Source organism: Pandoraea pnomenusa (assembly GCF_000767615.3).
GTDB classification, from domain to species: Bacteria; Pseudomonadota; Gammaproteobacteria; order Burkholderiales; family Burkholderiaceae; genus Pandoraea; species Pandoraea pnomenusa.
Genome location: NZ_CP009553.3, coordinates 2,629,410 through 2,652,876, shown reverse-complemented (window position 1 = coordinate 2,652,876; position 23,467 = coordinate 2,629,410). Strand labels below are relative to the sequence as shown.

Sequence of the window (23,467 nt, the reverse complement as noted above, 5' to 3'; positions counted from 1 at the left end):
TCATTGTCGTGCGTGTCGTATTCTTACGTTTGAGTGGGCGCGCGGTCGTGTCGTCTCATGCGCGCCGCGCCTTGGGCGAATGCGTGTGCCCCCGTGTGCCTGACTGGCGCGTTACTGCCCCCGTCGCCCTGCCAGTGCGGACTGAACCTGCTCCATGACCCGACGCTGCGCATCGCTCGGCGTGAGTGCCGGGCGGGGCGCAGCCGCGTCGGCGATCGGTGTGCGCATCCCGGGCATCGCCAGTTCGGGACGCACCGACACGGAACTGTCGTGCGATCCGCCGATGATGTACTGGATGCCGTCGGCGCCCGCGTCGCCGAACAGCGCCGACTGATGCACCACCACATCGGGCGTGGCGGCCTTGTCGGAGCGGTTGCGCAGCACCGCGCGCAGGCTGCCGATCTTCTGCGCCAGCGCGATCTTGCCGGCCTGCTCCGGCGTGACCTGCAAGGTCAGGCTGCCGTATTCGTCGCTGGGCGCGTCTTCGCTGCGATCACGCGACATCTGCTCGCCGTAGTCGCGCGGGCGCACGTCGCGACCGGTAGCCAGCACCGTGAGATCGGAGAGCAGCAGCTGGGCGGATTGCGCATTGCCGCCCGATCCGCCGTTGCTCGTGCCCGGCGCGCTCGACGGCGGATTGGCGATCAGGAACAGGTCGATGTGGTTGCCCGGCTTGAGCATGTTGTCCGCCGAGTTCGTCGCGTCGATGTCGATGGTCAGGGCGCGCGTGCCCGCCTTGAGCATGTCGGAGAAGTCCCGCGCCTGCATGGCGGAAATGTCCGCCCGGCGAATCGGCGAACCTCGATGCACCGCGCGCACGAGCGTCTGGTTCTCGACGGCGTCGAATTCGTCGGCACGCACGGTGTCGTCGTAGACAAAGTCGACAGGCACCTGACGCGCGGCGAAATTGCCCGTGGTCACGGTCGCGCCGGCTTTCAGGTCCGACGTCGGCACGAGCACCGAAACGCGGGTGTTCGCGTTCATCGATTCCATGAGCGACTGACGCATCGCGGCTTCGCGGCCGGACATGTACTTGTATATCCACAAGGTCAGCAGCGCCGCCGCGAATACCGCCACCCCGAGCATGACCCACGGATTGTGAATCAACGCCTGTGTCTTGATTCTCTTGAACATCATTTCTGTTTATCCATCAGTCGGTTGATCGCCCTGCCCGTGTGTCAGGGCAGCGAAAGGGCGTACGAAAACGCCGAATAGAACGACTTGAACGCCGCGAGCAGTTGCGTCATGACGGAGCCATTGCCCGCGAGCAAGACGACCACCACCAGCAACACGACCACGACGTACTCCACATAGGCCTGTCCGCGTTGCGACTTGAGGCCCGCGCGCCGTGCCCGGCGCGACTTATCCGTTGGTAAAGGCAACATTGACGATCACCATGGTTTTGCCCGTAGCGTCGGTAAACGACGCGTCGAGGCGGTAGCCATCCTTCTGCATGGCAAGCGCGTATCCCTGCGGGTTCGCTCGCCGATAGCTCGATGCGCCCGCGGCCAGGGTTCGCCAACCACGCTGACGCAGCGTCTGCGCGTAACGTCCCATCGCCTGGCGCGCCGAGACCGCCGTCAACGCCAGCTGGACGGTGCGCGCAACGTTGCCGCCGTCCTGCGACTGCATGTCGAATACGACCCGCCCTTCGGGCAACGGGTAATTCGATGGCTGGAGTACGCGGGGCGTCCTGGCCGCTTCCGGATCCAGATGCGCCACGCTGAAGATGCCCGCGTAGTCCGCCTGGGCGTTCGAGAGCACCTGCAGCGTGTAGCTGCACTGTCCGTCGATGGCCGAGAGCGTGAGGGTCTCGCCGTCGTCCGCGGCGCGCATCGACGCATTGCGTGCGCGCCAGTACGCGAGAAAGGCCTCGCGCACGGCACTCACGGGCTCGGAAAAAGTCATGACCGCGGCCCGCATCTTCAGGCCATTCACGACCATGTCCTCGCCGGCCCACGACACCTGTTTCGCCTTGACCGGCACGTCGTCGCAAGCACTGTCCGCCCACGCCGGTGTGCCGATGCAGGCCAGACCGAGCGCAATCACTGCAAAGACACGTTTCATTTGTTCCCCAGGCGGTCGGCAGGTACGACGTCGGGCTGGATGCGTCCGAGGTCGAGGGTGGTGATATCGATCGCCGCCGGGGCGAGCACGTCCAGGGCGTAATCGAGCACGGCCCCCTTGGCGGTCGGCACTGCGCCCGCGATGACCGATTTGGCGTTGTTGCTGCCGTCGGGGGTCCAGGTGTTAGTCAGGAGGACGTGCTTGTCGCTGAACGTCACGCCGGCCCAGTTGGGCCAGAGCGCCACCAGGCTTGGGCTGTCTCCGGCCACGCGCAGCGAGACGCTGGCGCTTTGCTGGTTCTTCGTCGGCAGGTCGAACCCGGCGCCAATGCCACTGAGCGAGCCGAGCGCATTGAGGGCCTTGTCGGCAACCGTGCCGGTGCCGCCCACGGTGTGCGAGACCTGCAGGTCGCCATACTTCTGCAGGATCGTGTTGCCCGCGATGTCTCGCCACATGGGCTCTTCCGACGACGGCAGCTGATTGCGAGTGCCGTCGGCCCGGTCGATCTTCGTGCCACGGCCCAGCACGCGTTGCGCAATCTCGCTTCGAATCGCGGCGTCGGACTTGGTGGCGGCGTTGCCGTACTTCGGCGCCCAGCCGTTGTCGTCGTAGTAGACGGTTCGCTCCCACGCGGCATAGCGCGCCGCCGCTTCGGTGCGGTCGCGCACATCCGACAGATGGCCGATCATGTTGATCGCCCAGAATGCGAAGAGCAGCGCGCTGCCGACGATGACGACCGTCTCGGCCATCGCCTGGCCACGTTGCGCGCGGGGCATGGCGCGCCGCACGCGCCTGGGACTGAGCTGGCGGTGCGTCATGGCGCCCCCGAAGCCTGGGCCGCATCGCCAGCCGTGAGCGCGAGCGTGCTCGTCTCCACGAGCGACGACTGCCAATAGGGATTGAACACGCTGGGGTACTCCCATTTGTTGTCGCCACGCCGCCAGTTCGCGGCATTGCGCAGCGCGCCGGCCACGCCACCACTGTCGCCCGGGCGAATGAAGTAGGCGCTGGCGCTGGACATCGCTCGCATCTGTTGGGACGCGGTGCCGTCGGACACGGCCAGCGAGCCTTGCGCGATCTGGAGCCGGTCCGTTGTATTGATCGACGGCGACGCGCGCTGCGCCTCTATGACGAGCGTCGGGGCGCGATTGAAGTCGGCGCCGTTCGCCGGCGTCGATTGCGTCTTGAGTTCCAGATACGGCTGGAGGCCGCCGCTGCGCGAGAGCGACTTGCCCGGCCCCGACTTGTACTGGGAATTGGCGGCGAGCGTCGTCAGCATATTGGTCAGCGAGCCGCCGTAATCCTTGTAGCCGCCATAACCGGTGCGCCCGGAATAGCGTCCTCCCGGACCGTTGGCCGCGCCGCCCGAACCGGCCGTCCACTTGAGCGGAATGATGATCGGAAAGACCTCGACCACACAGATCCACACCCCATTCACGTCGGTGGCGTCAAGCCCTTCCCATCCCTTCTTGTCCTGACGGAGTTGCGTTCCCCCGGCGTGCCAGTTGGTGGCGGTCACGAAGCTCTCGGGACAACCCTGCACCATGCCGACAGGCACCATGGGCGTGCGGATGTTGACGCCGCGCTGCTTGACGAACTCGTCGAGCGTGGCCTTGTCCGTCAGCACGTCGGCGAAGCGGTCCTTGCCGGTCTTGCCTTGCGGTGTGTTCTTGGACAGGAAACCTAGCGCCGACGAGAGCGACAACGCGCCACGTGTTGCGAAATAGGTCTTGCTGACGTGCGTGTTCGGCTCGTTGGCCTGCGCGATCTCTTCGGCCACGAGCGGAATCTGTAGCGCAATGGCGCCGTGATATGCGGACTGCTCGAGACTCAGCACGGACTCGAGCTGGTCCAGTCCCAGCGTGGCGATCGTGGTCGCCCGGTCAAGCACGCGCTTGGCGAGGCTGACTTCTCTGCCGAGCGTCTTCTTGGGAATGGTCCAAAGCTGGTTCGGCGTGACCGTGCTCTGGATCAGCGTGTCGAACCAGTGATCGTTCTTATAGGTGCCGTCGACCTCATCGATCCACGACTTGATACTGATCATCTGGGCAGTGGCCACCTGATTGGCGATCATTGCCCGATTGGTATAGGCGGCGAAATTGAGATCGCGCGCCTGGAGCACGCCGACGCTGTACGCTGCAGCGTCGGCCGTGTCCTGGAGTTTCGTCTTTGCATGCACCAGCTGCGATGCATTGAACGCCAGATACATGGCGGCAGCCCCGGCCGCCATCAGTACCGCTGCGAGTGGCAGTGCCTGGCCGCGCTCGCGAGCGCGGCGACCCTGCCGTCGGAATCGAACGTCCATGATGCATCCTCCGCCGTGCCGGCCCAGTGGTCGTTACTGGTTACCGTCGGCGTAGTTGCTCAGGTTCTTCTGCTGATTCGCCTTGCTGCTGGAATCCTGGGCAGCGTCACCCGCATTCTTGATGGCTTTCTTGGAGTTCGAGTCGCCCGCCATTTCCAGCGCCAGACCGGCTGTCTGGTTGCGGATGGTCTTGCCGAAAGCGGCGTAGACGCCAATGGCGGCCACGGCAATCAGCGCGACGATAATGATGTATTCGGTCATCCCTTGACCACGCTGGTGACGGGGACGAAATTTGCGAACAGTCTTGGGTTGCAGCATGATACGCTCCTCGTTGGTAAGAAGTACGGCAGGGTGCTACGGGCAAAAGAAGGCCCCACGCGACCGGGCGCAGAGCCTCGCGTTACAACATATTTCGGTTTCTGGAAAAAGACGGCCGGGATTGCCCCGGTCAACGGATTCGCGTATCACGGCACCGGCGTCCACCGGCAGCGACACGCTACACCTTGGCATCAAATGAGAGAGAGAAGTCCTAAATTTTCTCGTTTAATGCAAACTGAATTGCGTTTTGCGAGATTATACGAAGCGAATTTTGTCTTTCAATCGCTTTTCGCTTTCATTTTTGTAACACATTGAAACAACCCCATCATTTCTGATAGCTCGGACTTGCGCTAGCGTTAGGCGCCGGTTCCACGAAGTACACAAGACCCGGAGACAACCGTTGTGAGGTGCGTGGCCGCACGCGGAACGCCTCCCCTTCATTCAGGACGACATAACGCACATGCAAAGTTCGGACGACAACCTGTTGATGGCCCAGCGGGTGGGCCAATTGATGGAACGTCACGCCATCCCTAAATCGAAGCAGACGGGCGCGCTCGCGAAGACGCTCGGCCTGAGTCCCGCGCAGGCGCATCGGAAAATGCGCGGACAGAGCAACTGGACTTACGGCGAGCTGCGCGACGTGGCGGCCGCATTCAACGCTTCCATTACCGCACTGCTCGACCCCGAGACATCCGAACACGCGCAGGGCGTGCCTGCGCTGCTCGACTTCGGCAACCACCTGGTGCCGTGCCAGGCGTGGATAGGGCCGGAGATCCTGACCGGTCAGGGGTCCGAGTATGTCGCGATGTCGACGGCGGGGAGCTGGCGCCTCTATCCGTCGGACATGGCGCCGCGTGGCAAGAAGTTCGTGGTGGAGCTGATCGAGATCCGACCGAAGTCGCTCGTGCCGACGCGCCTCACCGTGGCGGTGGTGGACGACGATGGCGGCAGCGACGCGCAAGGCGGATTACGCACGGCCGACACGGTGTGCATGTATCTCAACAGCAAAGGATATGACGCCCGCGCGTTTTACAGCGCCGCGGCATTTCGCGAAGCACTGAAACAGACGGTGTTCGACGCCTACGTCGTCGACTGGATGCTCGATCACGAGACAGCGGAGACCGCGCTCTCGGAGATTCGCACCTCCGACAACCCCGACGCCCCGGTTTTCATCCTGACCGGACAGATGCAGGCCGGCAACGTCAACGAGTCCGATATCGCCCGTGCGATTACCGCGTTCGACGTCGACGTGCTGGAGAAGCCCGCGCGATTGCCGCTGCTCGTCGCCGAGCTCAACAAGCGCCTGGCGCAGCGCTGAGCGCGCCCTTCCTCTCGCCCTTCTACGCGCCCTTGTGCGGCGCCACGGGCGCTACAGCCCGACGCCGCGGGTCGCCCAGATGCTCTCGAGCACCACGCGCAGAATATCGCCGCGCACGGGCTTCATGAGGTAATGCTCGAACAGACTGAGGTGATGCGCGGGAATGACCTCCGGTGCCTGGGCGCTGAAGGCAATGAGCGGCACATCCGCGTTGATGCCGCCCATGCGACGAATTTCCATGGCGGCCGACACGCCGTCGACCTCGGGCATGTTCAGGTCGAGCATGATGGCATCGTACGGGGTACGTTCGACGAGGCGATACGCCTCGCGAGCGTTGGATACGCTCTCACACTCGATGCCGTTCACGCGAAGCAGCATCTCGATGGTATGTCGCACGTCGGCCTGATCGTCGATCACCAGCACGCGGCGTGGCGTCTGGCCGGCAGGCACCACCACCGCGCTGACGTCCGGCTCGGCCTCCACCGCGGCCGGCGCCCCCGAAGTGCGCGCCGTTGCCATGGCCGGCGAGCCGGCCATGGCGGCCGCCTCCAAAGGCGCGGTGACGGCCGTCGCGCCCGGCTCTGTGCCAGGCGTCTCCATCTCGCTGGTGACATGCTCCAGATCGAACACAACGGTAAACTTCGACCCCTTGCCGACTTCGCTCTCCAGCGAGAGCTTCGCGCCAAGCAGTTCGACGAGGCCGCGAACGATCGTGAGTCCCATGCCGATGCCGTCGACGCGCTTGCTCTCCGGTGTGTCGATCTGCGTGAAGGGTTGGAAGATCTGCTCCTGGCTCACGCGGTCGATGCCGCGCCCCGTATCGATCACGTCGACGCTGAGACGGTCGATCCCGGGGAGCCGCTCGAGACTCGCCCGTAGGGTAACGCTGCCGCGGTCGGCATACTTGATGGCATTGTCGAGCAGGTTGGTGACGATCTGCTGAATCCGGAATGGGTCCGAAAGCACCTTGACCTGCCAGTCGTCGAACTCCAGACGAAGCGCCAGCGATTTGCGACGCGCCCGCTCGGAAACCGACTCCACCGCGGCATTCAGAACCCCATAGGGATTGAAGATGCGTTTGCGCAGCGCGAGTTGTCCCGCCTCCATCCGCGAGAAATCCGTCAGATCCTTCATCTGCGCCTCAAGCACGTTGGCCGCGCGTGCCAACTGGTCGATAAGCAGCTTGTCCGTGCCGGTGAAGTTGCGTTCAACGAGTACATCCGTGGCCGCCATGATGCTCTGCAATGGTGTGCGCAGCTCGTGCCCGATCATGCCCAGGAAGGCGTTGCGCGCATTCACGGCGTTCGCGGCGGACAATGCGGCGGCCGTCTCCCGTTGCAGCGCTTCTTTCTGCTTCGCGCTGACATCGCGCAACTTGCGCGCGTTCGACGCAAACAGGTAGGCGAGCGTGAGCAGCACAATCGTCGCGCCGATGCTCGACCCCATGAGCATGCTGCGGCGATGCTCGTAGTCTTCGCGGACCTCGTCGCGCCGACGGGCGTTGATTTCACCGACGACCATCTCGAGTTCCGAGAGTGGCGTGCGCATCTCGTCGAATTTCGCAATCCCCGGCGTGATCCAGGTATCGGCGTTGCCCGCCTGGTTGCGCATGGCCTCGATTTCGGCATATATGGTCTTGACCTTGTCGACACTCGCGACATACTGCGGATATTCCATGAAGCGCGACATGGCGCCGCGCCCCGAAATCTGCGCGATTCGAGACTCGAGTATCTGTAGCGAGGCGTCGATGTCGTCGGCGCTCGCGAGCCCGTTGGCGACCTTGAGCATGTCGATCTGCGTGCGGTCGACGGCCTGCTCCGTACCGATGACCGAGGCGAAACTGGCCTCCGCGCCTACGGGCCCGGCAGACTCCGACTGGGTGCGGGACGCAATGAAAAGGTAGCCGGAGAACGCCCACAAGCCGACGAGCTGCACGAAGAGCAGCGTGTATATGAAGATCCGAATGCGTCGTGACACGCCGTCCGAAGCCATCATCGAACCTCGATATGCTTGATCTGATAGACGAAACGGCGCGAGCCGACTTCGGAGGCGAGTACATCGGGATGCTGGTCGCGCGGGAAGATCAGAAACAGCGGACCGAAGTTGCGAAGGGACAGCTCTACGCCATTCTCACGGTACGCGAGAATCGGCTCATAGCGATGAACAAAGGCAATGGGGATGTCCTGCACCGAACCATCGTAGCTGTAGACGCGAAGCGTTCGGCCCTTGAAACCGGCCCGGGCGAGGACATCCGCCAGACGAGGCCCCTCCCAGCGGGCCGAAGTGGTCCAGAGCGTTGACGTGTCGATCGTATGCATGGGCAGCGAGAGCAACGCCGTGCGCGAGAAGTGGACGATGCGGCGCACGTCGGCGTTGGCGCCCTTGCGGCCCACCTGCTTGCAGCCGTCACACGACACGTCGAGCTCGAGACGGTCACGCACGGCCTGCACAGCCGTGACGGGGCCGCAGAGCACCAGCCCCAGGCAAATGGCCCAAACCCTTATCTTCAACATTTCGCCCGCACACTTTTCACGAACATCCCCGGGGAGTCAGAATTATTGGTTGTTTTTCGGGACGGCCGGGCACCCCCACGCAATGCGACCATTGTGCGCTGGCATCGGGCGAGTTCGCCGGTAGCCAATGGCTCGCGCCCCTCTTTCGACGGGAACGTACGTCGGTAACAGTCCTAACGAATCGACTGCCCACATCGATCGCGATGATACCCGTCGAAAATGAAGACTCCGCGCGAGCGCCATCCGGCAGTGCGCTGAACCATTTATGTAGGGAAAACAGGTAGCACCAGCAAGCGGAATCGATGCTATCGCCGTTGACACGCATTGGTCAAGGACGAGCCGACTGGACTTCTTACCATATTCGGTGGTAGGCGGAGCGCGCCCGGGCCCGCCGCTTGACCGACGCTTCGGAGTCCGGCGCCAATCGCCAGTCCCGTTGACACGATTGTCGCCGTGGCGGCGCGAATGTGCCGCCGGCCGTGGAAATTCTCTCGATGATGTAGGGATTCCGAACGCACGCGTGTGAGCGTGTCAGCGTGCGATATTGTCGAGATAGTACTGTGCGGCGCGGGTGACGTGGCGCTCGGCGAGCAACGCGGCAAACGCCGCATCGCCGGATTGAACGGCTCTCAAGATCGCGGCGTGCTCTTCCCACGTAATGCGCACTTCCTCGTCGCTGGCATTGACGAACAACATGCGGGAGCGGTCCCGCATCGAGCGCATGAGCTCGGCGAGCATCGCATTGGCGCCGGCCGAATAGAGCAAGTCGTGAAAGCGGGCGTTCAGCTCGAGCAGGCCGGACGTCTCGCCCGCGGCGACCTTGGCGTTGCCTTCCTGCAGCACTTTTTCGATGCGCCGGACCAACTCCGGCGTGCAATGTTCGGCAGCCAGACGCGCATTGAGCCCTTCGAGCGTGGCGCGAATCTGCACCAGTTCGCGCGCCGTTGCCGGATCGAACGACGCGACGACGGCGCCGTGGCGGGGCCGCACTTCCACCAGCCCCTCGACGGCAAGCGCGCGCAGCGCCTCGCGCACCGGCACGCGCGATACATCGAGCTCCTGGGCAATTCGCCCCTCCACGAGACGGTCCCCGGGCTTGTATACCCCCGACGTGATCGACTCGCGCAGTCGGGCAATCACCAGGTCCGACAGCTGTTGGTGCATGATCGGCTCGCGACCGTTTGCGCCTGTGGCTCCCCGCACCATAATTCCAATCTCCAAAAACCGACAGTTCCGCGCCGACGGACGGTCATTCCAAGGCCCGTGGCGCCACGACAAACGCCGCATTTTATAGCAGCGACGGCTTTTTGTAGACTGTACACGATTTGGCGGCCACTTTCGCCGCCCGGAATCAACGCGGCACCGATGCCATGAAGGCGAGCATCTCCTGTCCGAGCCAATCCTCTCCGGAGTTGAAATGCGCGACGATCGACGTGTGATTGTGCCCGCGCATCTGCACGAAGCGTGGCGCCACGCCACGCGCGCGCGACAACGTCAGGAAGAGCGCCGCACCGTACTCGTCGAGGAAGCGGTTTTCATACTCGGCAATGGCGATCATCGTCGGCACCGGGTCGCGCGCCGCGTGGGTCAGCGGTGAGCGCTCGACATACCGGGTCTCATCGGCGCCGAAATACGCACGCACGGGCGCCGCATTCGGATTGCGTGGGTCGACATCGGCAAACAGGCGAGCGCTCACGAGAATCAGTCCTGCAACACCATGCCCGTTGCCGCCGCACGCCCCGCTCAGCGCAGGATCGAACAGACAACTGGCCGCGTGGGTACCGCCTGCCGAATGGCCGATGAGAAAAATCCGCGACGTGTCGATTTGCAGTTCGTCGGCGTGTTCGCGCACCCAAGCAATCGCCTGCGCCACGTCCCGCGCCCCGCCCGGCCACGGTGCTTCGTCGGCCAGACGGTATTCGACGTTGATGGCAAGCTTTCCCTGCCGTGCGAACCAGTGGCACACGTTATCGTAAATCTCGCCATTGACGCTCTTGTTGCCTCGCACGAACGCGCCGCCGTGCACGAACACGACCGCTTCGCGCAAGGCCGGCGCAGGCGTGCCCGGGGACGCGGCGACCGGCGCGAAAATGTCGAGCACCTGACGGGCATGCCCGCCGTATGCCACGTTGCGCTCCACGTGCGGACTCTTGGGCGCGACCGCCAATATCGGCGTGTAACAATCGATGACCGCCTTGCGGTGGGCGATGATGTCGTCGTTCCAGCGTGGGCCGAGCGCCAGCATCCGACGTTGCCAGTCCGGCGACAATGCGCCGAACGGCGCGCCCATGACGCAGGATTCGCTCACCATGACACGCTCACATCGCCATTGACGAACGTCTGACAGGCCATTCGGTAACCGTTCGCGAGGTCCTCCGGACTGAGATGACGGCGCTCTTTGGGCTTCACGTCGTCGGTATGCTCGCGTCCGGCTTCCACGCGACAACGGCAAGTGCCGCACAGCCCGCCGCCGCACTTGAAGGGAATGCCGCCCTTCTCCCGAAGCGAAACGCGAAGCAGATTACTGTTGGGTGCCGCCTCCACCGTCTTGCCGCCGTTAGTGATGAACGTGATCTGAACCATGGTGCTATGGGAGGTCTCCTTGTCTCGGCGGCTGAGCCGCGCTTGTGCGTGATCGCGCCCGACCAGCGCTTCGAGCGATGCGACGGCCTCGGACACGCTGTCGAAGGATTCGAAAAACTTCGTTGGCACGAGATTCGCGCGGTCCGGGTCGGCCTCATCGACAATGCGCACGCGCGACGTACCGTCGAGTTTGGCCACGACAAACGCCGCCACGTGGCGCGCGCCGTAGAAGTAGTCATGTGTCTCGACCGGGGTGATGCCCGGAGTCGGTTCGCTGCGGTACTGCCCCGGGCGGCTGGTAAGTACGATATACATGCGTTTTCCTCGCTGCCCGGATGTCAGAGCGTCGCCGGCGCTTCGTCCTGCGCAAGCTCGATGTCGTGTTCGATCCACAACTGGCACGCCAGCCGATACCCGGCGTCAAGCCGCTCTCCCAGTTGCTTCTTCTCTTTCCAGTTCGGGGCCGGCAGATGCTCGCCGCCGGCGAGCACCCGACAAGCGCACCGTGCGCACTTGCCCATGCCGCACTCGTAGCGCAAATGCGGAAACGGAAACTGCTTGATACCTGCGCGGACGACGAGATTGGTATTGACCTTCACCTCTTCCCGATACGTCTGCCCGTTACTGCGAAATACGACGACTGGCATGCATCCTCCTTTCACCAGGACGACCGCTGCGCGCTGCGAAGCGCGGTCTTTGCAAGAGTGTAGCGCATTAGTAGATACTGTATACCAAAATAAATAATTTAAGAAAATTCTGTCGTGGATCACGCGACAACCCCCGAATTGATGCGCCTCCTCCGCCATGAGATTTGAGGAAATTGAATCAATCGTATACCGTATACTCGTTATTCACTCTTGACTCTCCCGACTCCGATGATCCATCTGACCGACGCACAGATCGACAACCTGATTGACTTCCCGCAAGCCATTGCCGCGCTGGAGAGCGCGTTTCGCGAACTCGCACGCGGCGCGGCGGCGGTCCAGCGCCGCGTTCGCACCGAAGCCCAGGGCACGAAGCTCTCTACGCTCGGTGCCGTACTGCCCGGCGCGGACGTTGCCGGCGCCAAGGTCTACACCACCCTTCGCGGCCAGTTCAATTTCGTGATCGTGTTGTTCCGCGCGTCGGACGGCGCCTGCCTTGCCACGCTGGACGCGAATGCGATCACGCGCTTGCGCACGGCCGCGACGACCATACTCGCGGTGCGCGCGCTGGCGCGGCCCGGTGCGCGCACGGCCGCGATTTTCGGCTCGGGTGTCCAAGGCGCGGCGCACGCGCATGCACTGGCCCGGTTCGCCGGCGTGCAAGCGTTGCGCATCGTCGGCATCGAAGGCGACGTCGCACTGGCTGCCTCAGTCGACGAGGCATACCGCGCGATGGGCGTCACGGCAAGCGCCGTATCGACCGACGAGGCACTCGATGGCGCCGACATCATTGTCACCGCGACACGGGCGAGCACTCCGCTGTTCGACGGTCGCGCGCTGTCGCCGGGCGCATTTGTCGCCGCCATCGGCTCGAGCCTGCCGCACACACGCGAGACAGACGATGCAACGTTGGCCCGCGCCGCACGAATCGTGGTGGAGTTGCGCGATCAGGCGCGCGAGGAGGCAGGCGACTTACTGATGGCCGCGCCGGGGCTGGTGAACTGGCACGACGTTGCCGAGTTGGGCGACGTGATGGAGGGCCTGACGACGGGCCGCCGGCATCGCGACGACATCATCGTCTACAAGGCCGTGGGCTTCGGTTTGCAGGACGTGGCGCTGGCCGCCCTCGCCTACCGCACTCACATCGAGCGCGCGCGCTGAGCGGCCATACACGGCAGAAGGAAGCGGGGGCGAACCCCGCCCCCTCAACCGATCCGGCCCGTTAAATCGCCCCACGTCCCACGTCCCGTCGCGAGGCGATCCCGCGTCAGGCCGCCGCGACCACCGGCATGTGATGCTGGAACGTAAAACTGTCGGCATAAAGGTAACGCACGCTGGCGCCATTCGCGAGAAACGCACGACGCGCATCCGCAATCATGACCGGCGAGCCGCAGAGGTAAAGCGCATGTTCGGACAGGTCGGGATGGTCGGCGAGCACGGCATCCTGTACATAGCCGCGCACGCCGTTCCACACGCCTTCGGGCCGGGAGAGGACCGGAACATAGCGAAAATCGTCATGCCGGCTCGCGAGCGCCGTCAGTTCGTCATGCAAGTAGAGCGACGCGTGGGTGCGCCCGCCCCAGTACAACTCGACGGGCGGCGCGTCTGCGCTCGCCAGCATCTGCCCGAGCATGCTACGCAGCGGGGCGATGCCCGTGCCGGTCGCCACCATCACAACCGGGCGGTAATCCTCCTCGTGATAGCCGAAGCCGCCCATTGGCGCCTCCACTTCGAGCCGGTCGCCGGGATGCAGGCGGCTCAAACGCATGTGAGTGAAATGCCCACCGTCGATCCGCCGGATGTGCAGTTCGACCTCGCCAGCGCGTTGATCCGGCAGACAGGCCATCGAGAAACTGCGCGGGCCGGCATCGCCGGTCAACACGTTGAGGTATTGCCCGGGGCGAAATACCCAGGGCTCGCCGTCATCGAACGCGAGCACCAGGCGCGTGACGTCCGGGCTCAACGCTTGCGTACGCACCACGCGCACTTGGCGACGGCGCACCGGCGCCGGGGCGTCAAGCACGCGTTCCGTGCTGAGCAGCAGGTCCGAGCATGCCCGTGCCTGGCACAGCAACGCGTAGCCTGCGTCCGCCTCCTCCTGTGACAACGCGTCCGGCATGGCCTCGTAGCGCACCCGCCCCTGCGAGAGCTTCACGCGGCACGTCCCGCAGCCGCCGAACTCACACGCCGAGGGCAACACGACGCCTGCGCGTCGTGCGGCATCGAGCACGGATTCGTCGGGCGTTGCCTCGAAGCTGCACTGGGCCTCGATCCATGTGATTCGATAGCTCACGGGCCGCCCTCCGTCAGAGCTTGATGTCGGGCTGCACCAGGACTTCGCGTCCGCTCTCGCGCAGCAGCGTCTGCAACGCCGCGAGCCCGGCAAGACCGGCCTTGGTGTCCTGCTCGCCATTGCCCCCCGACAGACCGATGCCGCCGACGACCTGGCCATCGACCACGATCGGGAACCCCCCGACAAACGCGGCAAAGCGTCCCTCGAAGCTCCATTGAATGCCGAAGGCTTCGTTGCCCGGCAGCGCAGGACCATTGGGCGGCGTGGTGAACAGGTGCGTGGAGCGCTTGTGCCCCGCGGCGGTGAACGCCTTGTTCCAGGCAATCTGCGGTCCGGTGATACGCCCGCCATCCATGCGTTCGAGGGCGAGCGGAAATCCGCCTTCATCGACCACGCAGATCGATTCGAGGACACCGATTTCCTGAGAGCGGGCGATGGCCGCGGCGATCATTTGACGGGCCTCGGCGAGTTCGAGCTTGAAAAAGGGTTTCATGGCGTATGAGATGAGTTGTTGGCGGACCGGGCGTCAAACGCCGCGATACACCGTCTTGATCTGGAGGTAAAACTCGAGGCCGTCACGACCGGACTCCCGGAACGTGGCCGTACTCGATTGCTTGAGACCGCCGAACGGTGCGTTCACGAGATTGCCCGTCGTCGTGCGATTGATCTTGACCGTACCGGCCTCGATGTCGCTGGCGAACCGGTGCATCAGGCTTGCGTCCTGCGTGACAAGCGAAGCCGCGAGGCCGTAGTCGCTGTCGTTCGCCACGGAAATCGCGTCCGCGTAGTCGTCGACGTCGATCACGGCGATCACGGGGCCGAAGATTTCTTCCCTTGCGATGCGGGCATTGCGCGGCACATCGCAGAAAATCGCCGGCGTGACGAAAAAGCCGTTGGCGAAGGGTCCATGCGAGAGCCGCTCGCCGCCGCACACGAGCGTGGCCTCCCGCTTTCCGATCTCGATGTATTCGAGCACCGTTTGCAGTTGTCCCGCGGTGGCCAGCGGGCCGATGTCGGTGCCCGTGTCCATGCCATTGCCGACCTTGAGCGTCGCGGTCTTCGCCGCCAGTCGCTCGACGAAGACGGCGCGGATGTCGCGGGCGACCAACACGCGGCTGGTCCCCGTGCATGCCTGGCCCGTCAGCGAGAATCCGCCCTTGACGGTCAGGTCGACCGCGCGATCGATATCTCGCGCATCGAGCACGATCAACGGATTCTTGCCGCCGAGTTCCATCTGCGTGCGCGTCGACATCGACGCCGCCCGGTGAATCTGCTCGCCGGCGGTCGTCGAACCGGTAAAGGAAATGGCCCGAACTTCGCGCGCGCCGACGAGCGTCGGGCCCACTGCGGAGGCGCTGCCGGTGACGAAATTCAGCACGCCTTTCGGAATGCCGGCTTCGACAAACGCTTCAGTCAGGCGCAAGCCGCTCAGCGGCGCATCCGAGGCAGGCTTGAATACCACCGTGTTGCCACACACCAGGGCCGGCGCGATCTTGCGCGCCGGTATCGAGACAGGGAAGTTCCAGGGCGAGATCACCGTGACGACACCCAGCGGCTCGCGCTGCGTATATACGGTCATTCCGGCATCGTCGTTCGGAAATGTCTCGCCGCCATACGACTGCGCTTCGACGGCGTAGTACCGCAGCGTCTGCGCCGCGCGCAGGAATTCGTCCTTCGCAAGTGCCTTTTGCTTGCCCTCCTCGCGCGTGAGCTCCTCGCCGAATGGCTGGGCGTGACGCTCGAGATAAGCGGCGGCATCGATCAGGATTTTCGCGCGTGCGCTCATGGAGAGGCGTTTCCAGGCGTCAAACGCCTTGGCGGCCGCGAGCACCGCGGCTTTCGCATCGGCGGCGTCCGACGCCTGGAAGTGGCCAACGACGTCGCGCGTGTCGGCGGGATTCAGATTCGCGAAGGTCGCGCCCGATCGGCTCGCGCACCACTCGCCGTCGATGTAGTTCAGGAATGTGGGAACAGTCGTCATGAAGGCAGTGTCCTGCAGGAAGTCATGCGGTCTTCGACACCCGCGCCGCCGGCGAGCGACGGCGCGGCAGGACACCGCTCAGGCGGCGAGCCCAAGCTCGGGCAACGACACTTCGTTCGCCACGTAGTCGTAGTAGAGCGCGGTCGTGTACAGCAACCGCATTTGCGCGCCGATCTCGCAGATCTTGAGGCAGCGCTGTTGCAACTCCGGCGTGTTCGCGTTCTCCAGCACGATCTGATAGCCACGCTCGCCGTGGATCTCATCCGAGACGATGTGCAGATCGAAGAACTCGACTTCCTCGTCGGTGAACTGGTACTTGTCGCGAAGCGTCGGCGTCTGCTTGCGATAGATCGACGGCACTTGCGACTCCAGGCCGACCACGAGTCCGGCGACTGCCACGACCGGATCTTCACGCATGGCCACCGCGTAGCACCAGCTTTGCAGCCCGCGCGTGGTCGGCGACATATTGTCCGGGTCGACGACGCGCTCGCGGGTCGTGCCGCACGCCTCGGCAAAGCGGATCAACAGGTCGGTATGGCGATCGCCGCCGATCTCCTCTTCGTACATGTTCGCCAGCAGGAAGTCCTTGGCCTCGGTCATGTGGTCCGGCGTGCGGGCATACAGGTAGCCGAGGTAGTCGGCGAAAGGCCCCACGTAGTGATAGTGGTTTTCCGCCCAGCGTGCGAGATGCGCGCGCGTGAGCTTGCCGCTCGCCCACGCGACGCTGAACGGCGCCTTGTTCGCGCTCTTGCCCTTGATTGCGTCCTCGAGTGCCGCGCGGAAGGTTTCGCGGTCCATCAGTTCAGCCATGACTTGCTCCTTGATTTTGAGTGGATGACCCGCTGCGAGCCCCAAGCGGCGCCCGAAGCGGATAGATAGGTTATTTCGGTACACTGTATACAGTTTTTCCGAAAATGCCAATACAACAAAATTGCCCGTGCGGGACGGCCCGCGCCTCGGATCTCAGATAACGGAAGAAACGCTGCGAAGCATACGATGCGACAGACGGTGATTTCAGTCCGCCGCCCGGCCGATCGCGCCAGGGACCGACGCGTGGGCACCCTGCGAAGCACCTTCGCCGACGTTCACGGGATCAATGGCGTCGAGCGGGATGCCGTTCGTCTCGGGCAACATCAGGGCGGCGACAATGACCAGTCCATAGCCCACGGCCGCAACGATCGGGATGGCGAGCGTGAGCGTGGTATGACCGCTCGCCAGCCAGCCGGCCATGAAAGGAAACACCGAGCCGATGACCCGGCCTGTGTTGTAGGCCACCCCATAGCCCGTGGCGCGCACTTCGTGTGGATACGTCTCTGAGATCGTGGCGGCCACGCCGGCGAACGTGCCCTGCATCAGTACGCCCATCAGGAAGCCGAGCACCATCATCACCGGCATGGGCGCCGGCACCAGCATATATGCGATGCTCATCGCGAATGCGCCGATGGCAAACAGAATGTAAGTGGGCCGCCGGCCGAGCCTGTCGGTCGCCCAGGAGCCCACGGCGTAGCCGACGAGCGAGCCGCCGATGGTAATCGCCAGCCACAGGCCCGTGCCCGTCACCGACAATCCGCGTTCCGTCTTGAGCCAGGTCGGCATCCAGGTGGCGATCGCGTAGTAGGAGCCGAGCATGCCGCCCGAGAGCAGGCTGCACCACAGCGTGCGGGCCGCGAGGTGTCCGCTGAATACGCCGCGCATCGTCTTGAGCGGGCTCGTCTGACGCCGTTCCGACATCGTGCGCGTGAACGCTTCGGGCTCTTCCAGATTGCGACGCAGCCAGACGACCATCAGCGCCGGCGCCACGCCGACGAACAGGCAGACGCGCCATGCCGTTTCGGGGGGCAGCCAACTGAAGATCGCGCTGTATGCGAGCGCGGCCAGCGCCCATCCGAACGAATAACTGCTTGCGGTGAAGCCCGAGAACTTGCCGCGGTGGGCTGGATTGCGGATCGTCTCCATGACCAGCACCATGCACAGCGATGATTCACCGCCGAACCCCAGGCCCTGGATGATGCGCATCACGGCCAGTTGCGTGGGCGAATTGGTCAGGCCGCAACCGAAGCAGGCCAGTGCGAAGATGGCGATGGTCCATCTCAGGATACGCACGCGCCCGTAGCGGTCGGCCAGCAGGCCCGCGCCGATGGCGCCCACCAGCGAGGCGATCAGCGTGTAAGTCACGATGCTGCCCGCGGTGGCCTTGCTCATGTTCCAGCTCGTGAGCAGCACCGGTATGAGGAAGGAATAGATCATGAAGTCGTACACATCGACCGTATGGCCGATGAACGTGCCGGCGAAGGCGCACTTCTCGTTTCTCGATAGCGAATTGAGCCAGGACATGAAGGTGTCCTCCTTGGTGGGTCGTGGGTGTTGTGAAAAAAGGTCAGGCGGGTGGAACGAAGGCGTAGCCGGCGGCTTCGAGCAATCTGGCTACGTGGATCGAGCGCAGATCGTGATACAGCGGCGCCACGATCTGAACGCCCACGGGGAGCCCTTGCGCCGTGCGCCCTGCGGGGGCGACGCTGGAGGGCAAGCCGCACAAGCCGGAGTGGCCGGCCCAGAAAAGCTGCGTCGTCAGCGGCTGCGCCCGCCCGTTGACGTCCAGCGTGCGCTGCCACGGCGCTCCCGCCTCGTTGAGCACGAACGCGGGCGTTGCCGCCACGGGACACAGCAGCACATCGACGCGCTCGAACAACTCGCGCCAGGCCGCCGCGAAGCGCTCGCGCAACGGTTGCAGACGCAGCCAATCGCGGTGTCGCATGACCGCGCCCACGTATTGGAGCGACGCGTAACGCGTGTCGTCGGCCGGCGTCTGCTGCGCTGCTGCGATCGCCGACGCGAAGGCGTCGTCACCAAGGTAGCCGCAGGTCGACGCCCGCAACATCAGCGTGTAGACGCGCATCAACTCCGCGGCGTCGAGCGATGGCCGTGCGTTCCACAGCACCCGCGCACCCCGCCGTTCCAGGTCCTGCCCGAGGCTCACCAGGCATTGCTCCACCTCGGCGTCGACCTCGGCAATCGGATGATTCGGCAGGATGCCGAAACGGATCTCGCGCAGATCGGTGGCGTGGCAGCGCGGCAATTCGAAACGTACCGCGCAGGCTGCCTCGGCCGACGGTCCGGCAATGGCCGACAGCACCGCCTCGAGATCCGCCGCGCTCCGCGCGAGCGGCCCCGCCACATTGATGTCGGGGAACGTCACACCGCCCGGCAGCCCGTGGCCGTCGAGCGGCACGAGCCCGTGCGTGCTCTTGTGAGAGAAGATGCCGCAGTAATGCGCGGGATTACGGATCGAGGATCCGATGTCGGATCCCACATCGAAGAACGCCATCCCGCTCGAGACCGCCGCGGCGCTGCCTCCCGACGATCCGCCAGGCGTACGCAGCAGGTCGTGCGGATTGCGCGTGGTGCCATAGACCTCGTTGTAGCTCTGCCAGTCGCGCAGCCACAACGGCACATTGGTCTTGCCCAACAGCACCGCGCCGGCGTCGGTCAGTCGCTGTACCACGCTGGCGTGCCGGCCCGCGATATTGTTCGCGAACGCCGGATCGCCTACCGTGGTCGGCCAGTCCTTCACGTCGAACGACTCCTTGATCGTGAACGGCACACCATGCAGCGGGCCGCGAACGAGTCCCGCGCGCAATTCGGCATCGCGTCGACTCGCCGTCTCGCGAGCTCGCGCGAAGTCGCTCACCACAATGGCGTTGAGCGCCGGATTGGACCTGCGCCAGGCCGCTTCACACGCCGCCACCAGCGACTCCGATGTGACTTCCCGGCGCCGCAGCGCCGCCTGTGCGGCGCTCACCGTAGCGTATTGCCACGGTGTCGTATCTGACGACTTCGGCGACCCGATGTCGTCGCCGAGCATCTCGACTGTGGGGTTTGTCATGATGGAACACTCTTTTTCAGTATTCTGTATACCATCGATGGACAAATTGTCGCTGTCAAGTCGATTGCGACTCAGGGTTTCTGCTTAGGCGGGCCACAACTGCGATTGCGCAAGCGCTAGGCCCCTCATTTCCCATCGGAAGCAGAAAGACTTGCGGCGCCGACGCCCCGCAAGCGCGCGTCGACCTAGGACGCTGGCCTGAGGACCGTGCGTCGCGGGATGTCAGAATCGCGCGGCGCTGAACGGCCCGGGATCGACGCACGGCGGCGCGCCGGTGATCATCTCCGCGATCAGGCGCCCCGTAATCGGACCCAGCGTCAGCCCATGATGCGCGTGGCCGAAAGCGAACCACAAATCGCGATGGTGGGGCGCCGGGCCGATCACCGGCATCATGTCGGGCGTACACGGGCGAGCCCCCATCCAAGGGGTGTCGTCGACACGCTGTGCGAGGGGATAAAGCGCGCGCGCCATCGGCTCGACGGCGTCGAGTTGCACAGGCGTGCGAGGGCTGTCGCGCAGCGCCAGTTCGACGCCCGTGGTCAACCGAATGCCGCGCGTCATCGGGGTGATGAGAAAGCCGTTTTCGGCGTCGAGCACCGGCTGGTTCAGCTTCGCGCCGGGCTGCGAGGCGTAATGCATGTGGTAGCCCCGTTTCACGGCGAGCGGCAACCGATAGCCGAGCGGCCGCGTCACCGTATCCGACCAGGGCCCCATCGCGACCACGGCATGACGCCCTTCAATTTCGCCTTCGCCGGTTTTCACCGTCCACTGTGGCGCGAGCGTGGTCGCATCGCCAATCAGCACGTGCCCACCGAGCGACTGAAAATATGCCGCGTACGCCTGAACCAGCGCCCCCGGGTCGCTCACCGAATCCGACGCCGTGTAGCGCAAGGCGCCCACGAGCGACGCACTGAGCGACGGCTCGTCGCGCTGCAGTTGCCGGGCGTCGAGCGACACGAACGGCACGCCATACTCCCGCTGCCAGCGCTCGGCTTCTCGTTGCGCCGCTTCCCACGCCCCCTGGCGATGAAAAATCTTCAGCCAACCGCCCTCCCGGAGCCACCCCCCCGCCCCTGCGCGTTCGATCAATGCACGATGCTCGGAAACACAATGCTCGATCAGGGTGCTGTAATGCCGGGCAATGGCGGCGTGCCGGACCGGCGCGGAATGAAACCAGTATCGGGCGAGGAATGGCGCAATCGTGGGCAGCGCCGAAGGGTGATACCGAACATCCGGTGAACGATTGCGGGCGTATCGCAGCAAGGTCGGAACGTCGCGAGGAAAAGCATACGGATAGACGCCTTCGCGCTGAATCAGCCCTGCATTGCCATACGACGTTTCGCGCCCCGGTGCCTGACGGTCGACGAGCGCCACGCTCAGCCCACGTTGTCGCAGATGGACGGCCGTCGACACCCCCACGATGCCGCCGCCCAGCACCAGAACATCGAATTTCATGGAAACCCCTTCACGAATGGGTGACGCGTCAGGTATGCTCGCGCAACGCAATTATCATATATGAGAACCAAGTTTCTCGTATACGAGAATTTTTGACATCTTTCCTGGCACGACACCCCATGGCCGATTCGTCTCCCCGAAAGCGCTCGCTCGCGAAATCGCCGCGAAAAGCCGGCAGCACACCAGTCGGCCACGGCGAGGTGGGACGGCGTTTGCGCGAAGCTCGCAAGGCGCGGGGATGGACGTTGCGAGACCTGAGCGAGCAGTCGGGCATCGCGGTGTCGACCATCTCCAAGGCGGAGCGGGGCGACATCGCCCTCACCTACGACAAGTTCGGTGCGCTGGGGCGTGCACTGGAACTCGACTATGCGTCGATCTTCGGCGCAGGCCACGTGAAGCCGAACTCGGCAACGGCGCCGTCGTTCACCGCCGCCGGCACGCAACCCAACTACGAGACACCGAATTATCGCTACGGCATGATCGCCAGCGATCTGCCGCACAAGCGCATGGTGCCCATGCGGGCGCATATCAGGGCGCGCCGCCTCGAGGACTTTCCCGATTACATTCGCCACGGCGGCGAGGAGTTCGTGTTCGTGCTGTCGGGCCGGTTGCGTCTGCAATTCGAAACCGGCGAGCGGTTCGATCTCTCGCCCGGTGACAGCCTCTATTTCGACAGCGGCGTGGGACACGTCTATCTGAGTCGCGATGACGACGGCGTCGATGCCATCGTGTGCTGCGTCGATGCGGCGTCGCCCCGTGGGTCGGGTCCAGGCGATCTGTGACTCGCTGACGTCGAGTGCGTCGCGGGCAGCGCTCGCCGACCGCTCAGGCCAGTTGCTGGGAATGCCAGTCGGGGTCGTCGGCGTCCTGATGATCCGTCAGGATGTGCGCCGGCGCGACCACCACACAATTCCTGCCGTTGGCCTTCGCGGCATACAGTGCCGCATCGGCACGCCCCATGACGGTCGCAAGCGTGTCGCCCTCGACGAATGCGTCGACGCCGGCGCTGAGGGTCGCCACCGCCTCGCGGCCGGGCACACAGGTGCCTGACGCGGCGACTATCGCACGTAGCCGGTCGACCACCCGACCGGCCTCCTCCTTCGTTTCCGAGGGCAACAGCAGCGCAAACTCCTCGCCGCCGATGCGGCCAACGATGTCGGTGTCGCGCACGGCCCTGGAGATCACCGACGCCACGTGCGCCAGCGCGCAATCGCCCGCGGCATGTCCGTATCGGTCATTGATGCTCTTGAAATTGTCGATATCCAGAATGGCAAGGGAAAACGTCGGGCCGCCGGCCGCCGCCGCCGCCGCGACCGCCTCGGCGCGCGCAATGAACGCGCGGCGTGCCAGCACACCGGTCAGGTCGTCGAACGTTGCGAGACGCTCCATGCGGTCGGCCAGCCTGTCGTGCGCGAGCAACACCATGCCCACGGACAGACAGGGCAAGGTCAACGTGGCCATGCCGAGAAATACGATGTTCAGGGGGGTCGGCTGAAGAAACTCGGTTTCGTTTGCCAGACCGAACGCATAGGCGAGCGCCCGAATTGCGTGGATCACCGCGCCCGAGATGGCCGCGATCGAGACGAAATAGTAGGCATATTTGGGGCGTCCCGCCGGTCGGAACTTCAGGACCTCCCAACCGATCTGGAAGCGGACGTAGGCAATGAAGGCCGACACCATCGCGCTGCGGGCGTTGACGTGCGGTGAGACGAACGTCCAGTAAACCAGCATGCCGAGGATGACGCCGAACGCGACATATTCGGCGGGCACGGCCACACGCGCCCTCAGGAACTGACGAAAGCCGCGCAAGCCCAGCATCGAGGCGACCATCAGCAGACCGGTCGCCACCACCACCACGGCATTGCTCTTGCTGGTCAGCAGCAGCGCCGCAACCAGCGCAAGCAGCCCGCTCGCGACACACCACAGGCGGATGCCCGGCACCTCCGCCTTGAACAATGAACCCAGCACCGCCACGCCCATGACACAGGACAAAATGGCGATGCTGAGAAAAACGGCCGGAATCGACATGAACGCCCAACGAGTAATTGATTTGGTAAACGGCCGTTCAAAGCAAACCTTTAAACCGCTCCCGGCCGTAGCCCCCGCC

General features: G+C 64.4%; 23 protein-coding genes. 3 read left to right on the top strand and 20 right to left on the bottom strand.

The window, feature by feature from the left end; translation table 11 throughout:
- Positions 1-111: 111 nt before the first annotated feature.
- From cpaB to LV28_RS35810, 6 genes are read right to left on the bottom strand one after another with little or no spacing between them, the layout of a single operon-like run.
- Positions 112-1,137 carry a Flp pilus assembly protein CpaB gene (gene cpaB, locus LV28_RS35835; protein WP_023595961.1) on the bottom strand — a complete coding sequence of 342 codons (1,026 nt, stop codon included), beginning with the start codon at positions 1,135-1,137 and terminating at the stop codon, positions 112-114.
- A 41-nt stretch (positions 1,138-1,178) separates the two neighbouring features.
- Positions 1,179-1,385 (bottom strand): hypothetical protein, encoded by a 207-nt coding sequence (locus LV28_RS35830; RefSeq protein ID WP_023595960.1) that lies wholly within the window; start codon positions 1,383-1,385, stop codon positions 1,179-1,181.
- Entirely contained in the window at positions 1,363-2,067 is a 705-nt protein-coding gene (locus tag LV28_RS35825) for a hypothetical protein (protein WP_048806348.1), read from the bottom strand. Before LV28_RS35825 ends, LV28_RS35830 begins: the two co-directional genes overlap by 23 nt.
- Complete coding sequence (locus tag LV28_RS35820; RefSeq protein ID WP_023595958.1) at positions 2,064-2,885, bottom strand: hypothetical protein; 822 nt, start codon at positions 2,883-2,885, stop codon at positions 2,064-2,066. The genes LV28_RS35825 and LV28_RS35820 overlap by 4 nt, the downstream gene beginning before the upstream one ends.
- Entirely contained in the window at positions 2,882-4,372 is a 1,491-nt protein-coding gene (locus LV28_RS35815; protein ID WP_023595957.1) for a pilus assembly protein TadG-related protein, read from the bottom strand. Before LV28_RS35815 ends, LV28_RS35820 begins: the two co-directional genes overlap by 4 nt.
- 33 nt (positions 4,373-4,405) lie before the next feature.
- Positions 4,406-4,690, bottom strand: coding sequence for a Flp family type IVb pilin (locus tag LV28_RS35810; RefSeq protein WP_023595956.1), 285 nt, complete (start codon positions 4,688-4,690; stop codon positions 4,406-4,408).
- A 460-nt stretch (positions 4,691-5,150) separates the two neighbouring features.
- On the opposite strand from LV28_RS35810, the gene LV28_RS35805 reads away from it, so the two are divergent.
- A complete protein-coding gene (locus LV28_RS35805; RefSeq protein WP_023595955.1) occupies positions 5,151-6,008 on the top strand; it encodes a response regulator in 858 nt (285 codons plus the stop codon).
- Positions 6,009-6,059: 51 nt separating this feature from the next.
- Here the strand turns inward: LV28_RS35805 and LV28_RS35800 are convergent, their stop codons facing one another.
- The 6 genes from LV28_RS35800 to LV28_RS35775 all read right to left on the bottom strand — a co-directional run bounded on the left by LV28_RS35800 (position 6,060) and on the right by LV28_RS35775 (position 11,751).
- Entirely contained in the window at positions 6,060-8,003 is a 1,944-nt protein-coding gene (locus LV28_RS35800; protein ID WP_038617566.1) for a hybrid sensor histidine kinase/response regulator, read from the bottom strand.
- Positions 8,000-8,521, bottom strand: coding sequence for a putative pterin-binding protein (locus tag LV28_RS35795; RefSeq protein WP_051610634.1), 522 nt, complete (start codon positions 8,519-8,521; stop codon positions 8,000-8,002). The genes LV28_RS35800 and LV28_RS35795 overlap by 4 nt, the downstream gene beginning before the upstream one ends.
- 531 nt (positions 8,522-9,052) lie before the next feature.
- On the bottom strand, positions 9,053-9,727 hold the full coding sequence (locus LV28_RS35790) for a GntR family transcriptional regulator (RefSeq protein ID WP_023595952.1): 675 nt from the start codon (positions 9,725-9,727) through the stop codon (positions 9,053-9,055).
- Between the two features lie 145 nt (positions 9,728-9,872).
- Positions 9,873-10,832 (bottom strand): alpha/beta hydrolase, encoded by a 960-nt coding sequence (locus LV28_RS35785; protein ID WP_025249150.1) that lies wholly within the window; start codon positions 10,830-10,832, stop codon positions 9,873-9,875.
- Positions 10,826-11,104: a 2Fe-2S iron-sulfur cluster-binding protein gene (locus tag LV28_RS35780; protein WP_023874373.1), complete on the bottom strand. Its 279-nt coding sequence runs from the start codon at positions 11,102-11,104 to the stop codon at positions 10,826-10,828. The genes LV28_RS35785 and LV28_RS35780 overlap by 7 nt, the downstream gene beginning before the upstream one ends.
- Positions 11,105-11,442: 338 nt before the next feature.
- The gene (locus LV28_RS35775; RefSeq protein ID WP_023595949.1) at positions 11,443-11,751 is read right to left on the bottom strand and encodes a 2Fe-2S iron-sulfur cluster-binding protein; all 309 of its coding nucleotides are present in this window, start codon (positions 11,749-11,751) and stop codon (positions 11,443-11,445) included.
- Between the two features lie 228 nt (positions 11,752-11,979).
- Between LV28_RS35775 and LV28_RS35770 the strand changes: the two genes are divergently transcribed.
- The gene (locus LV28_RS35770) at positions 11,980-12,909 is read left to right on the top strand and encodes an ornithine cyclodeaminase family protein (protein ID WP_038617569.1); all 930 of its coding nucleotides are present in this window, start codon (positions 11,980-11,982) and stop codon (positions 12,907-12,909) included.
- Between the two features lie 106 nt (positions 12,910-13,015).
- Here the strand turns inward: LV28_RS35770 and LV28_RS35765 are convergent, their stop codons facing one another.
- The 7 genes from LV28_RS35765 to LV28_RS35735 form a co-directional block, all read right to left on the bottom strand.
- Complete coding sequence (locus LV28_RS35765; protein ID WP_038617572.1) at positions 13,016-14,041, bottom strand: 2Fe-2S iron-sulfur cluster-binding protein; 1,026 nt, start codon at positions 14,039-14,041, stop codon at positions 13,016-13,018.
- 13 nt (positions 14,042-14,054) lie between these two features.
- Entirely contained in the window at positions 14,055-14,534 is a 480-nt protein-coding gene (locus LV28_RS35760) for a GlcG/HbpS family heme-binding protein (RefSeq protein WP_038617575.1), read from the bottom strand.
- 33 nt (positions 14,535-14,567) lie between these two features.
- Positions 14,568-16,022, bottom strand: a complete 1,455-nt coding sequence (locus LV28_RS35755) for an aldehyde dehydrogenase family protein (protein WP_023595945.1) — start codon at positions 16,020-16,022, stop codon at positions 14,568-14,570.
- A gap of 78 nt (positions 16,023-16,100) precedes the next feature.
- On the bottom strand, positions 16,101-16,832 hold the full coding sequence (locus tag LV28_RS35750; protein WP_023595944.1) for an iron-containing redox enzyme family protein: 732 nt from the start codon (positions 16,830-16,832) through the stop codon (positions 16,101-16,103).
- A gap of 204 nt (positions 16,833-17,036) precedes the next feature.
- Positions 17,037-18,356, bottom strand: coding sequence for an MFS transporter (locus tag LV28_RS35745; RefSeq protein ID WP_052408602.1), 1,320 nt, complete (start codon positions 18,354-18,356; stop codon positions 17,037-17,039).
- Positions 18,357-18,399: 43 nt separating this feature from the next.
- Complete coding sequence (locus LV28_RS35740; protein ID WP_038617578.1) at positions 18,400-19,905, bottom strand: amidase; 1,506 nt, start codon at positions 19,903-19,905, stop codon at positions 18,400-18,402.
- 222 nt (positions 19,906-20,127) lie between these two features.
- On the bottom strand, positions 20,128-21,360 hold the full coding sequence (locus LV28_RS35735) for an NAD(P)/FAD-dependent oxidoreductase (RefSeq protein ID WP_025249146.1): 1,233 nt from the start codon (positions 21,358-21,360) through the stop codon (positions 20,128-20,130).
- A 119-nt stretch (positions 21,361-21,479) separates the two neighbouring features.
- On the opposite strand from LV28_RS35735, the gene LV28_RS35730 reads away from it, so the two are divergent.
- The gene (locus LV28_RS35730) at positions 21,480-22,142 is read left to right on the top strand and encodes a helix-turn-helix domain-containing protein (RefSeq protein WP_038617581.1); all 663 of its coding nucleotides are present in this window, start codon (positions 21,480-21,482) and stop codon (positions 22,140-22,142) included.
- A 43-nt stretch (positions 22,143-22,185) separates the two neighbouring features.
- Here LV28_RS35730 and LV28_RS35725 read toward each other — a convergent pair whose 3' ends face one another.
- Positions 22,186-23,388 carry a GGDEF domain-containing protein gene (locus LV28_RS35725; protein ID WP_048806349.1) on the bottom strand — a complete coding sequence of 401 codons (1,203 nt, stop codon included), beginning with the start codon at positions 23,386-23,388 and terminating at the stop codon, positions 22,186-22,188.
- Positions 23,389-23,467 lie beyond the last annotated feature (79 nt).

What these genes read in the sequence shown, in the direction of transcription:
- cpaB (WP_023595961.1), bottom strand. Translation starts at nt 1,137, where the DNA reads ATGATGTTCAAGAGAATCAAGACACAGGCGTTGATTCACAATCCGTGG.
- LV28_RS35830 (WP_023595960.1), bottom strand. Translation starts at nt 1,385, where the DNA reads ATGTTGCCTTTACCAACGGATAAGTCGCGCCGGGCACGGCGCGCGGGC.
- LV28_RS35825 (WP_048806348.1), bottom strand. Translation starts at nt 2,067, where the DNA reads ATGAAACGTGTCTTTGCAGTGATTGCGCTCGGTCTGGCCTGCATCGGC.
- LV28_RS35820 (WP_023595958.1), bottom strand. Translation starts at nt 2,885, where the DNA reads ATGACGCACCGCCAGCTCAGTCCCAGGCGCGTGCGGCGCGCCATGCCC.
- LV28_RS35815 (WP_023595957.1), bottom strand. Translation starts at nt 4,372, where the DNA reads ATGGACGTTCGATTCCGACGGCAGGGTCGCCGCGCTCGCGAGCGCGGC.
- LV28_RS35810 (WP_023595956.1), bottom strand. Translation starts at nt 4,690, where the DNA reads ATGCTGCAACCCAAGACTGTTCGCAAATTTCGTCCCCGTCACCAGCGT.
- LV28_RS35805 (WP_023595955.1), top strand. Translation starts at nt 5,151, where the DNA reads ATGCAAAGTTCGGACGACAACCTGTTGATGGCCCAGCGGGTGGGCCAA.
- LV28_RS35800 (WP_038617566.1), bottom strand. Translation starts at nt 8,003, where the DNA reads ATGATGGCTTCGGACGGCGTGTCACGACGCATTCGGATCTTCATATAC.
- LV28_RS35795 (WP_051610634.1), bottom strand. Translation starts at nt 8,521, where the DNA reads ATGTTGAAGATAAGGGTTTGGGCCATTTGCCTGGGGCTGGTGCTCTGC.
- LV28_RS35790 (WP_023595952.1), bottom strand. Translation starts at nt 9,727, where the DNA reads ATGGTGCGGGGAGCCACAGGCGCAAACGGTCGCGAGCCGATCATGCAC.
- LV28_RS35785 (WP_025249150.1), bottom strand. Translation starts at nt 10,832, where the DNA reads ATGGTGAGCGAATCCTGCGTCATGGGCGCGCCGTTCGGCGCATTGTCG.
- LV28_RS35780 (WP_023874373.1), bottom strand. Translation starts at nt 11,104, where the DNA reads ATGGTTCAGATCACGTTCATCACTAACGGCGGCAAGACGGTGGAGGCG.
- LV28_RS35775 (WP_023595949.1), bottom strand. Translation starts at nt 11,751, where the DNA reads ATGCCAGTCGTCGTATTTCGCAGTAACGGGCAGACGTATCGGGAAGAG.
- LV28_RS35770 (WP_038617569.1), top strand. Translation starts at nt 11,980, where the DNA reads ATGATCCATCTGACCGACGCACAGATCGACAACCTGATTGACTTCCCG.
- LV28_RS35760 (WP_038617575.1), bottom strand. Translation starts at nt 14,534, where the DNA reads ATGAAACCCTTTTTCAAGCTCGAACTCGCCGAGGCCCGTCAAATGATC.
- LV28_RS35755 (WP_023595945.1), bottom strand. Translation starts at nt 16,022, where the DNA reads ATGACGACTGTTCCCACATTCCTGAACTACATCGACGGCGAGTGGTGC.
- LV28_RS35750 (WP_023595944.1), bottom strand. Translation starts at nt 16,832, where the DNA reads ATGGCTGAACTGATGGACCGCGAAACCTTCCGCGCGGCACTCGAGGAC.
- LV28_RS35745 (WP_052408602.1), bottom strand. Translation starts at nt 18,356, where the DNA reads ATGTCCTGGCTCAATTCGCTATCGAGAAACGAGAAGTGCGCCTTCGCC.
- LV28_RS35740 (WP_038617578.1), bottom strand. Translation starts at nt 19,905, where the DNA reads ATGACAAACCCCACAGTCGAGATGCTCGGCGACGACATCGGGTCGCCG.
- LV28_RS35735 (WP_025249146.1), bottom strand. Translation starts at nt 21,360, where the DNA reads ATGAAATTCGATGTTCTGGTGCTGGGCGGCGGCATCGTGGGGGTGTCG.
- LV28_RS35730 (WP_038617581.1), top strand. Translation starts at nt 21,480, where the DNA reads ATGGCCGATTCGTCTCCCCGAAAGCGCTCGCTCGCGAAATCGCCGCGA.
- LV28_RS35725 (WP_048806349.1), bottom strand. Translation starts at nt 23,388, where the DNA reads ATGTCGATTCCGGCCGTTTTTCTCAGCATCGCCATTTTGTCCTGTGTC.